10 protein-coding genes and 1 pseudogene are annotated in these 9,793 nt (G+C 72.9%); 7 read left to right on the top strand and 4 right to left on the bottom strand.

The features are described from left to right. Window positions 1–160: 160 nt before the first annotated feature. Window positions 161–475, top strand: a pseudogene (eno, locus tag ACFZAX_RS34560) (phosphopyruvate hydratase); the annotation flags it as partial. Between the two features lie 113 nt (window positions 476–588). On the opposite strand, the gene ACFZAX_RS34555 reads toward eno, so the two are convergent. Continuing rightward, the gene (locus ACFZAX_RS34555) at window positions 589–2,256 is read right to left on the bottom strand and encodes an FAD-dependent monooxygenase (protein WP_390966810.1); all 1,668 of its coding nucleotides are present in this window, start codon (window positions 2,254–2,256) and stop codon (window positions 589–591) included. Between the two features lie 202 nt (window positions 2,257–2,458). Between ACFZAX_RS34555 and ACFZAX_RS34550 the strand changes: the two genes are divergently transcribed. Next, entirely contained in the window at window positions 2,459–2,998 is a 540-nt protein-coding gene (locus ACFZAX_RS34550) for a Rieske 2Fe-2S domain-containing protein (RefSeq protein WP_390966808.1), read from the top strand. A gap of 160 nt (window positions 2,999–3,158) precedes the next feature. After that, a complete protein-coding gene (locus ACFZAX_RS34545) occupies window positions 3,159–3,629 on the top strand; it encodes a pyridoxamine 5'-phosphate oxidase family protein (protein WP_390966806.1) in 471 nt (156 codons plus the stop codon). A gap of 37 nt (window positions 3,630–3,666) precedes the next feature. Here ACFZAX_RS34545 and ACFZAX_RS34540 read toward each other — a convergent pair whose 3' ends face one another. After that, window positions 3,667–4,998: an aminotransferase class I/II-fold pyridoxal phosphate-dependent enzyme gene (locus ACFZAX_RS34540; RefSeq protein ID WP_390966804.1), complete on the bottom strand. Its 1,332-nt coding sequence runs from the start codon at window positions 4,996–4,998 to the stop codon at window positions 3,667–3,669. Between the two features lie 35 nt (window positions 4,999–5,033). Here ACFZAX_RS34540 and ACFZAX_RS34535 point away from each other — a divergent pair, with 35 nt between their 5' ends. Beyond that, window positions 5,034–5,747, top strand: a complete 714-nt coding sequence (locus ACFZAX_RS34535; protein ID WP_390966802.1) for a pyridoxamine 5'-phosphate oxidase family protein — start codon at window positions 5,034–5,036, stop codon at window positions 5,745–5,747. Window positions 5,748–5,849: 102 nt separating this feature from the next. Here ACFZAX_RS34535 and ACFZAX_RS34530 read toward each other — a convergent pair whose 3' ends face one another. Beyond that, complete coding sequence (locus ACFZAX_RS34530; RefSeq protein ID WP_390966801.1) at window positions 5,850–6,551, bottom strand: Clp protease N-terminal domain-containing protein; 702 nt, start codon at window positions 6,549–6,551, stop codon at window positions 5,850–5,852. Window positions 6,552–6,709: 158 nt separating this feature from the next. After that, complete coding sequence (locus tag ACFZAX_RS34525) at window positions 6,710–7,750, bottom strand: EamA family transporter (RefSeq protein WP_390966799.1); 1,041 nt, start codon at window positions 7,748–7,750, stop codon at window positions 6,710–6,712. A gap of 460 nt (window positions 7,751–8,210) precedes the next feature. Here ACFZAX_RS34525 and ACFZAX_RS34520 point away from each other — a divergent pair, with 460 nt between their 5' ends. The 3 genes from ACFZAX_RS34520 to ACFZAX_RS34510 all read left to right on the top strand — a co-directional run bounded on the left by ACFZAX_RS34520 (window position 8,211) and on the right by ACFZAX_RS34510 (window position 9,757). Next, the gene (locus ACFZAX_RS34520; protein WP_390966797.1) at window positions 8,211–8,870 is read left to right on the top strand and encodes a helix-turn-helix transcriptional regulator; all 660 of its coding nucleotides are present in this window, start codon (window positions 8,211–8,213) and stop codon (window positions 8,868–8,870) included. A gap of 84 nt (window positions 8,871–8,954) precedes the next feature. Beyond that, on the top strand, window positions 8,955–9,452 hold the full coding sequence (locus ACFZAX_RS34515; RefSeq protein WP_390966795.1) for a hypothetical protein: 498 nt from the start codon (window positions 8,955–8,957) through the stop codon (window positions 9,450–9,452). After that, the gene (locus ACFZAX_RS34510; RefSeq protein WP_390966793.1) at window positions 9,440–9,757 is read left to right on the top strand and encodes a hypothetical protein; all 318 of its coding nucleotides are present in this window, start codon (window positions 9,440–9,442) and stop codon (window positions 9,755–9,757) included. Before ACFZAX_RS34515 ends, ACFZAX_RS34510 begins: the two co-directional genes overlap by 13 nt. Window positions 9,758–9,793 lie beyond the last annotated feature (36 nt).

The raw sequence follows: 9,793 nt of genomic DNA, 5'->3' as shown, positions 1-9,793 counted from the left end.
CGAGTACATCCAGTACTCGGGCGGTCCTCCGCCTTGCGATGCACCGCACCGGACACCGCCCGCCGACCCGACGCGAATTGTCAGACACGCCCTAGCCGAAGGCCCGTCCGGGAGCTCCCCGGCCGGGCCTTCGGCGTGTCCGGAGCATCGGGGGGCCTTCCTGCGCGAGGGCATCGCCGCAGGCGCCGCCCACTCGGATCTGGTGACGGTCAATCGGATCGGCGCCCTGACGGAGACGCTTGCCAGGGTCGACACCGCGCACCGTGCGGGCTGCGTCGTCGTCATGTCGCACCGGTCGGGCGAGACGGAGGACACCACGATCGCCGACCTGGCGGTGGCCACGGACTGCGGGCGGATCAAGACGGGGCCGCTGTCCCGCTCCGACCGCACCGCCAAGTACAACCAACTCATGCGGCCCGAAAAGGGTTTGGGAGGCAGTGCACGCCACGCGGGCGCCGGGGCGCTCCGTCGCTGAAGGCTGCCCCGGCCGGGTTCACCCGGCTGCCTGCCCGGCCGCCCGCCCCCACCGGGGCGTCGAGTGATTGCGGCAGAACCGGGGAGAGCGCCCGCCGCGTCCCCGCCCCGGGCTCACGTGCGCAGCACCCGGGAGAGGTAGGTGGACAACTCCGTTACGGTGTCCGGACCGAGGCGCAGGGAGAGGTACCCGTCCGGGCGGACCAGGAAGCCGGTGGGTCCTTCGGTGCGGTACATGCGGCGGAACTCCGCCCGGCTGTCGTTCCACACGGGGACCCTGGTGTTCCCGTCCAGCCGCCCGCCGGAGCCGAGTACCGCGACGACGGGCACCCGGCCGTGCGTACGCCGGGAGACCTCGGCGACGGCTCCGCCGAACCGGTCAAGCGCTGCAATGTCGGGCCCGTACAGCACCAGGGTGTGGTCAGGACCGCGCCGCAACAGGTCGAACAGCCGTACCGGGTATGTCGCGAGGGGGCCGACGAGCCCTCCGCAGTCCGGTGCGCGGTCGCCGGAATCGGGGGCCCCGCTCACCCCGGAGAGCGCTCCGGTGAGCGGGCCGTCCCGGTATCCGACGAGGAGTTGAGCCTCGCGCAGCATGACGTGGGCCGGGTCGTCCGAACCAGCCTGTACGCCGCCGCCAGTGGCGTGCCGAACCGTGCGGCCGACGACCTCCTCCCCCACCGGCCTGCGCTCGGCGTCGTAACTCTCCAGCAGCGTAGGAGCGTTGAGGCCCGCAGTCGCCAGGGCCAGTTTCCAGGCAAGGTTGGCCGCGTCCTGGATGCCGGTGTTCATGCCCTGGGCGCCGGTCGGCGGGTGGATGTGCGCGGCGTCGCCGGCGACGAACACCCGGCCCTCGCCGTAACGGTCCACGATGCGATGGCTGATGCGGAACACGGACGACCAGCGCATCTCCGAGACGACGGCGGGTTCGGGCGCGAGCCGGTTCACGACTGCCTGGATGTCGGCCAGTTCGGGTCGTGGCCCCTCCTGCGCCCCGTGGGCGACCCGGCCCGGCGGGCCGGCCGCGGTGGAGAGGCCGGGCGGCACCAGCATCGACATCCGATAGCGCGAGCGGCCCGGCAGCGGGATGCAGACGAGCAGGTCGTCCGGAATGCCGTCGTCGCCGAGGTGTGTCGAGCGGACGCTGTACCCCGGGGGCAGTTTCCAGTCGGTCTCCACGTCCGCCAGCATGTACTCCTCGGCGAGCGCGCCGCCCTCGAAGGTGAGCCCGAGCCCTTTGCGGACCGCGCTGTGGGCCCCGTCGCACCCGACGAGGTAGCGGGACCTGATGTCCCGAGTCGCGCCGGACGCCGTCAGAACGGTGCTCCACACACCTCCGCCGTCCTGGACGAAGGTGACCAGTTCGGTGCCGCGCTCGACGTGGGTGCCGTGCCGTTCCAGGTGCTCGGTGAGGATCCGCTCGGTCTCGTACTGGGGCAGCGCGGCGAACGTGTACGGCACGTCCGGCGGCAGTTCCAGGTCGATACGGCCCCGCTCCACGCCGTTGACGTAGGCGAGCTGGCCGCGCATCGGGACGGCGGCGGCCAGGGCGTCGTCGATCACTCCCGCGCGGTCCCACAGCTCGAAGGTCCTCGGCTGGATTCCCACCGCCTTCGCATGGGGTACCGGGGCCTGCAGCCTGTCGATCACCCGGCATGCGACGCCTCGACGGCGCAGCTCCAGTGCGGCGGTCAGCCCGACCGGCCCCGCGCCCACGATCAGCACATCGGTGCGCGCCACGGTCTCTCCCGTCCCACGAAGGCCCCCGGGTGTCCGTTCCATCGTCGCCCCGGCAGGGCGCCCGGGCGACTCGTGGGCCGGCGTGGCGCATCGGTGCGGAGTGCGGGGATACGGGCGCGGAGCGCGGCCGGTACGGGCGCGGGCGGGCGGGCCCAACCTGTGAGTGCCGGCCGCGCAGGAACGTGGTTGCGGGCCGGTACGTTCCCGTGGTCCAGCCCCGCATACGGCGAAGGGATTCCCCAGCATGAGCACGACACAGGAACACGCACCGCAGGAGCAGCCACCGCAGACGCAGGCACTGCGGGAACGCGCGCCCCGGGAACCCGGAACGCCGGAACGCGGATCGCGGGGTCAAGGGATCCGGCCGGGAAGACGTGCCGTGGTGGTCGCGGTGGGCGCGGCCGGGGCGGTGGCGGCCCTCAGCGCGTGCGGAGCGTCCGGCACCTCGGACGGGGCGGACGACTCCGGCAGCTCCGACGGCTCAGGCGCGAAGAGCGGCACGGTCCTCGGCAGCACCGGTGACGTCCCGGAGGGCGGCGGCAAGGTGTTCGCGGAGCAGGGTGTCGTGGTGACCCAGCCGACCGCCGGACAGTTCAAGGCCTTTTCCGCCACCTGTACCCACCAGGGCTGCGCGGTGAGCGGGGTGACCGACGGCGCGATCACCTGCCCGTGCCACCAGTCCACCTTCGATCCGGCGACGGGCGAGCCGACCGGTGGTCCGGCGACCGTCGCCCTGCCCTCGAAGCGCATCACGGTCGCGGACGGATCGATCACACTGGCCTGAAAAGAGCCCGGGAAGAGGCAGGGAAGAGCCCGGGAAGGGGCGACAAAGCCGAGAGGATCTCCTGGAAGGGCCGGTCCCCGGCATTGCGCGGGGGGCGCCGGGGACCCGATGATCCTGGGATCGGACGATCCCAGGAACGACGGGAAGGTGAGGGTGCCCCATGGCCGCCGCTCAACGACGAGGCCGCCGGATCATGATGACCGAGCAGGAACGCGACGCCTATCTGAGAGCGCAGCGCACCTGCCGAGTGGCCACCGTCGGCGCGGACGGCCAACCGCACGTCGGGGCACTGTGGTTCGTGTGGGACGGCACCTCGATCTGGCTCCACTCGCTGACCCGCAGCCTGCGTTGGACACACCTGCGCAAGAACCCCCGGACGGCGGTGGTCGTCGACGACGGCGACGAGTACGGGGAGTTGCGCGGCGTCGAGCTGCGGGGTGAGGCCGTCCTGGTGGGCGAAGTGCCGCGCACGGGCGAGCCCTGCCCCGAACTCGTCGACGTGGAGCGCCTGTTCCCGGTGAAGTACTTCGGGTTCGACGCCATGCCGCACGACGGCCGGCACGCCTGGCTGCGGCTCACCCCGGAGACCGTGGTGTCCTGGGACTTCCGCAAGCTGGCGGGCCTGGGCTGACCGCCGCCGGACCGCGGGTCCGGTCCCGTCGGACCGCTCAGCCGTAGCTGATCGGCCGGGCGGGGCCGGCCGCCGCCGCGACCGCGTCGGCGAGCGGGCCGGCGTCGGCCGGGGTCAACGGGGACACGGTGATGCGCACCCCCTGGGGAGCGTCCATCCGGAACCTCGCACCGGGCGCCACCGCCCATCCGGCGTGCAGCAGCCGGGTCACGGCACCGGTCTCGTCGCTGACCGGCACCCAGACGTTCATCCCGCTGCGGCCGTACGCGACGACGCCCCGTTCGGCGAGCGCCGTGACGAGCGCCGAACGACGTTCCCCGTACGACCGGGCGACCGCAGGCGTGTCGACGGCGCCCGTGCTCCAGAGATGGACCACGGCACGCTGGAGCAGTTTGCTCACCCACCCGGGTCCCAGCCTCTGCCGCCCAGCGACCCGGTCCGTGGTGATCGGGTCGCCGGTGAGCGCCGCGACCCGCAGGTCGGGCCCGTACGCCTTGGCCACCGACCGGACGACCGCCCAGTGGCGGGTCGTTCCGGCCAAGGGGTGGAGCGGTACGTCGACGAAGGCGTGTCCGTGGTCGTCCTCCAGGAGCAGGACGTCGGGGTGGTCGGCGAGCAGGTCGCGCAGCTCCCGCGCCCGCCGTTCGCCGATCGCGGCGCCGGTCGGGTTCTGTGCGCGGGCGGTGACGACGAGGGCGCGGACGCCCGCGCGCAGGGCCCGCTCCACGGCGGCGGGTACGGGTCCGTCCTCGTCGACCTCGACCGGTACGGCGCGCAGTCCGATCGCGGGAACCAGGTCCAACAGGCTTCCCCAGCCCGGGTCTTCGAGGCCGACCGCGTCACCGGTCCTGAGATGGGCCGCCAGGACCCGCTCGATCGCGTCCAGCGAACCGGAGGTGACGACGATCCGGCCCTCGGGGACACCGTCGGCGGCGAAAGCCGCGCGGGCGAGGTCGCCGAACTCGGGCAGTACGGGCAACTCGCCGTACATCCCCGGGCTTTCACCGTACATCCGGGCCGCCTCCGCGAAGGCGTCGGTCAGTCGGGGCAGCAGTGCGGGGTCCGGGTTCCCCTTGCCCACGTCGCGCACCCCCGGGGGCGCCTCGATGCGCAGCGAGCCGCGCGCCGTGGTGGCGGGACGCGAGCGCACCCGGCTACCCCGGCGTCCGTCCGTCTCGATGACTCCTCGTTCGCGCAGGGTGCGGTAGGCGGCGGCGACCGTATTGGGATTGACCTCCAGCCGTGCCGCCAACTCCCGCATAGGGGGCAGAAGTTGTCCGGGCGCAAGCTCGCCCGAGCCCACCCCCTGTTCCACGCTCGCGGCAATGTCCGCCGCACGCCCGCCCGTGATCATGTACTCTCCTAGCACAAACAGCATTATGCACTAGTGCAATGGAGGACGCAATGTCGGAGACCGTCGCGCCCGTCGACCCCCAGGCCGCCGAGGCCGCCCGGGCCGAGGACCACGCCCCCTACGCGGCGACCGGGCGCACCATTCCCACCCGGTCCAAGGAGCGCGCCTCCTACGACCCCGAGGTCGTGCACCCGATACTCGACGGCTCGTACCTCTGCCACCTCGGTTTCGTCCGCGACGGCGCCCCGGTGGTACTGCCGACGCTGTACGCCCGGGTCGGCCGGCGTCTGTACATCCACGGCTCGACCGGCTCCCGGCCGCTGCGGATGGCGAACGCCGCGGACCCCGGCCTGCCGGTCTGCCTGACCGTCACCCAGGTCGACGGGCTGGTCCTGGCGCGCTCCGCCTTCCACCACTCGATCAACTACCGCTCGGTGGTGGCGCACGGCATCGCCCACACCGTGACCGACCCCGACGAGCGGCGGATGGCGCTCGACGCGATCGTGGACCAGGTCGTCGCGGGCCGGTCCCAGGACTCTCGGCCGGCCGACGCCAAGGAGCTCGCCGCCACCGCGGTGATCCGGCTCGACCTGGAGGAGGTCTCCGCGAAGCTCCGCACCGGCGGGCCCAACGACGCCCCCGAGGACCTCGCGCTGCCGTACTGGGCGGGTGTGGTGCCGGTCGCCCGGACGTACGGCGAACCGATCCCGTCCGGCGACCTCGATCCGTCGATCCCCCTCCCGGAGTACCTCGCAGCGCACTGATCCGTACGCGGAGCGGTACGCGCGAAGCCGGACCCCGGCACGACTTTGCGCGTACGCCCCACCGCGAGCGACAACACCACCGGCGGCACCGCCCGTCCGCCGCTACTCCTCGCGCGCGGCGGACCGCCGGGCGATCCCGGTCTTCACCGTCTCGTACAGCTCGTCCGGCGTGAAGCCGAGGTCGTGCAGGATCCGTGCGGCCGGGCTCCCCTCGACGCGGATCAGTCCCAGCAGCGTGTGCTCCGTACCGACCCAGTCGTTGCCGAGCTCGGCCGACGCGCGGATCGCCTGCTCGATGGCCTCCTTGCCCTCCGGGCGGAAGGCGATGTGCCCCCGCTGCGCCTTCCGCCCGACCGGCTGGATCACCGCGTCGACCGCCTCGCGGACACGCTGCTCCGACCCGGCTTTCGCCGTCAGCACCTCATGGGCCAGCCCCCGCGGCTCACCGAGCAGCCCGAGGAGGATGTGTTCGGTTCCGATGGACTCGTGCCTGTGCGTCCGGGCGGCCTCCTGTGCCAGCACGATGCTGTGCCGGTTCAGATTCGTGTACCGATCGAACGGGTTGGGGGTGTGGCGCTGCTGCGCGGCCTGCTTGGTCACCCCGATGGCGGTACCGATCTCGGTCCACGACGCGCCTCCCTGCTTGGCCTTGCCGACGTAGTGGTCGATGAGCTGCTCACCGAGGTCGGTCAGGGTCTGCGCGCGGAGGTGCGCCTCACTGACGCGGGCCAGCGGGTCGAGGTCGGGGAGTTCCTGGTCGAGACGGGCGATCAGGTCGGCGAGGCTGATGTTGAGTGGCGTCATGCGTCAAGCGTAGGTTGACGATCCGGGGCCGTCAATCCGTAATTGACGCACGTTCGGTACGGCGGGCGAGCCGCGTGACGAGGGCGCGGCAGATGAGGACGAACGGCCGACGGCCGCAGGACGACAGACCCGGTCGACGGCGAGCGGCCCGACAGCCGTCAGGCGGACGCCGCTCCGCCGCCGGTACGCATGGGGTCGCCGCCCTCCGCCGCCGCGCCCCGCACACCGGGACCGACCGGCCCCGACGCCCTCGGCCCCGACGGGGCTTTCGGGGCCGAGGACTGCGCGATGTAGGCGCCGGCCAGTACGACGAGTCCGCCGACCAGCTGAGGTCCGGACAGGTGCTCGCCGAGCAGCACCCACGCGAGCACGGTTGCCACCACCGCCTCCAGGCACGCGACGACTCCGGCGACCTGCGGGGAGAGCAGCCGTACGGAGACCACGCCGGCCAGGTAGGCGAGGACCGTCGCCAGCAGCACGACCCAGGCCAGCATGAGCCAGGCCGGAACCCCGTGGCCGTTCATCCGGGTGGTGGAGCCGAGCACCGACCACTCCATGCCCCAGGGGCGGGCGACCAGCGTGAGCAGCACCGTGCCGACCAGCAACCCGTACGCGATGACCCCCACCGGGTGCGGCGGCTCGCGACGCACGCCGCCGCCTTCCGGGCCGGCGACGGGCACACCCGGGTCCGACAGAACGAAGTAGCCGACCTGGCAGCAGGCCGCACCGAGCGCGAGCAGCAGGCCGAGGGGGTCGAAGCGCAGCCCGGACCAGATCTCGACGACGCAGGCGAGCCCGGCCGCTGCCAGCAGCACCCCGAGAGCGGCGGCGCGGGTGACCGGCCGGCGCCGCACAAACCGGACCCAGCCCAGCACGAGGGCGGGCGCGAGGTATTCGACGAGCAGCGCCACGCCCACCGGGATACGGGAGAGGGCGGCGAAGTAACAGGCCTGGACGCCCGCGACGGCGAACAGCCCGAAGCCGGCCAGCAGCGCGGGCCGTTCCCGCAGCAGATTCCGGTGCCGCCAGGCGGCGGGGGACAACACGAGCGCCGCGCCCGCGACCCTGAGCCACACCATGTGCAGCGGTTCGAGGCCCGCCTCGATGAGCGGTTTCGCCGCCACCCCGGAGCCACCGAACGCGAACGCCGAGGCCAGGGCGAGCCCCAGGCCGGCACTTCTCCCCTGAGACGCCTGCATCGGCACATCATGTCAGGCGCAACCGGCCCGGTCACCCCTGTCACACCTCCCCCGAAGTGCTCCGTCGCGCACCCCTCGCCGCCGACGGGCCACCGATTCCCGGAACGAGTCACGGACGCCGGGCTGTGTCAGTGAGCGCCGAGCGATCGCCACCGACTCGAACCTGCGGCTTCGGCCGACGCGGCCGGGGCGAGGACGGACGCCCTCGCCCCGACCCGCGAGCCGTGGCCGCCGGCGAGCCATAGCCGCCGGCCGAAGGCCCACACGGCGGCTGTCCCGTTCGGCGACCTGACCGCGAGTGCTCCGGGCGGGGTCATGCGGCTCGGAGGTGATCAGCCTTCACCGAGACAGGTCACTGGACGCCGACTCACACACATCCTTGCCGAGCGATAGTTTCCGATATATCGTTGAGCCATCGGTACAGACGTACCGGTCATCCGAGTAACGGAAGGAGCGCGTCATGCGTTCACATGGATTCGACAACGAGCGCGGCCGAGGCGGCCGCGGACAGGGCGGACCCGGACGGCCGGGCCGCGGAGACTTCGACGGCCGGCGTTCCGCCTTCGGTCCCTTCGGGCCGCAGTTCGGCAGCGGCCCCTTCGGCGGCGGCCCCGGCGGAGGACCGTTCGGCGGGGGACCCTTCGGCGGTGGCGGCCGGGGACGGGGTGGCGGCCGGGGACGGGCGCGGCGCGGCGACGTACGCGCCTCGATCCTGGCGCTGCTCAAGGACCGCCCGATGCACGGCTACGAGATGATCCAGGAGATCGGCGAGCGCAGCGGTGGGGCCTGGCGGCCCAGCCCCGGTTCGGTCTACCCGACGCTCCAGCTGCTGGAGGACGAGGGCCTGATCGTCAGCGCGAGCGAGGGCGGCAAGAAGCTGTTCACGCTCACCGAGGCCGGAAGCGCAGAGGCCGAGTCCGGTCCCGACGCACCGTGGGAGGACGCCGGGCGCGGCGTCGACTGGGAGAGCGTGAACGAGATCCGGCAGGCCGGGTTCGGCCTCATGGAGGCGTTCGGCCAGGTCTGGAAGACCGGCTCCGCCGACCAGCGCAACAAGGCGCTCGCTGTCATCAACGACGCCAAGAAAAAGCTCTACCTCATCCTGGCCGACGAAAACTGAGGCCGTGGGTACGAGAGCGGGCGGGAACAAGGGGCCTCGCGAGGCGCTCACACTGTGTGAGCGGTGGTCGCGAGGGTGTGGCGGGTGCGACTGACCGACCGGCGGCTGGTGATCGTCAAGCCGATCACCGACGGCGGAGACACCGGCGCCGACGCGGACACGCGCTTCGCGCGGGAGGTCGCCGGGCTGCGCCTGGCGGGACGGGCCTCCCGGCCCACCGTGGCTCCCGCAGTGCTCGCCACGGACCTGTCCTCGCGGGTGATGGTCCCGGAGTACCTGGACGACCTCGGCCGGACGGACGACTGGATGCCGGGGTACGCCGAGTCGCTCGCCCGACTGCACGCCCTGACCGGACCGGCCGACGCGGGCACCCGACCCGCCTGGTCGGGCCCCACGGCCACCGACGTGGGGTCCTCGCATGGGATTCCCCACCTGCTGGCGCGCCATGCCGGTCACCGCGGCGCCGCTGGCGGAGGTCGAGAACGTCCGGACCGGACCACCTGGCGAGGCCTCACCGGGGAGCGAGGCCTCACCGAGGAGGACATGCCGGGGACCTCGCCGACGCGTGCGTGGCCCGGCTGATCCAGGGCGACGCGCTCGTCGAGCGGGCCCACCGAGGAGCGGTCGACCAGCTCGCGCGGGTGCCCGCCAACGACTTCCCGTGGGCCTACGTCTCCGCCCGCGAGCGGCTCGTCCACCGCCTGAACGTGGTCGCCGGCATGACCCGGGACCACGACCGTCCGCACGCCGTCGGTGGCCTCGGCTCCGCCCTCGCCGGCCGCCTGCGCGAACGCTGGCCAAGGCAGCGCCCCTTGCCCGCGCACGACGCCCGCCCTTGGTGGAGAGCCGCACCGCGGATGCTCACCCGGGCTGCGCCGCCCACGTGATCGAGGAACACCGGACAGGGCCCGGACCGGAAGGAC

This window comes from Streptomyces sp. NPDC008125 (assembly GCF_042957125.1).
Lineage (GTDB): Bacteria > Actinomycetota > Actinomycetes > Streptomycetales > Streptomycetaceae > Streptomyces.
This window is presented reverse-complemented; position numbering and strand designations above follow the sequence as displayed.

Bases quoted from the DNA above. Each gene is read 5' to 3' on its own strand.
- ACFZAX_RS34520 (WP_390966797.1), top strand. From the start codon at position 8,211: ATGCGTTCACATGGATTCGACAACGAGCGCGGCCGAGGCGGCCGCGGA.
- ACFZAX_RS34535 (WP_390966802.1), top strand. From the start codon at position 5,034: ATGTCGGAGACCGTCGCGCCCGTCGACCCCCAGGCCGCCGAGGCCGCC.
- ACFZAX_RS34555 (WP_390966810.1), bottom strand. From the start codon at position 2,256: ATGGAACGGACACCCGGGGGCCTTCGTGGGACGGGAGAGACCGTGGCG.
- ACFZAX_RS34525 (WP_390966799.1), bottom strand. From the start codon at position 7,750: ATGCAGGCGTCTCAGGGGAGAAGTGCCGGCCTGGGGCTCGCCCTGGCC.
- ACFZAX_RS34530 (WP_390966801.1), bottom strand. From the start codon at position 6,551: ATGACGCCACTCAACATCAGCCTCGCCGACCTGATCGCCCGTCTCGAC.
- ACFZAX_RS34550 (WP_390966808.1), top strand. From the start codon at position 2,459: ATGAGCACGACACAGGAACACGCACCGCAGGAGCAGCCACCGCAGACG.
- ACFZAX_RS34545 (WP_390966806.1), top strand. From the start codon at position 3,159: ATGGCCGCCGCTCAACGACGAGGCCGCCGGATCATGATGACCGAGCAG.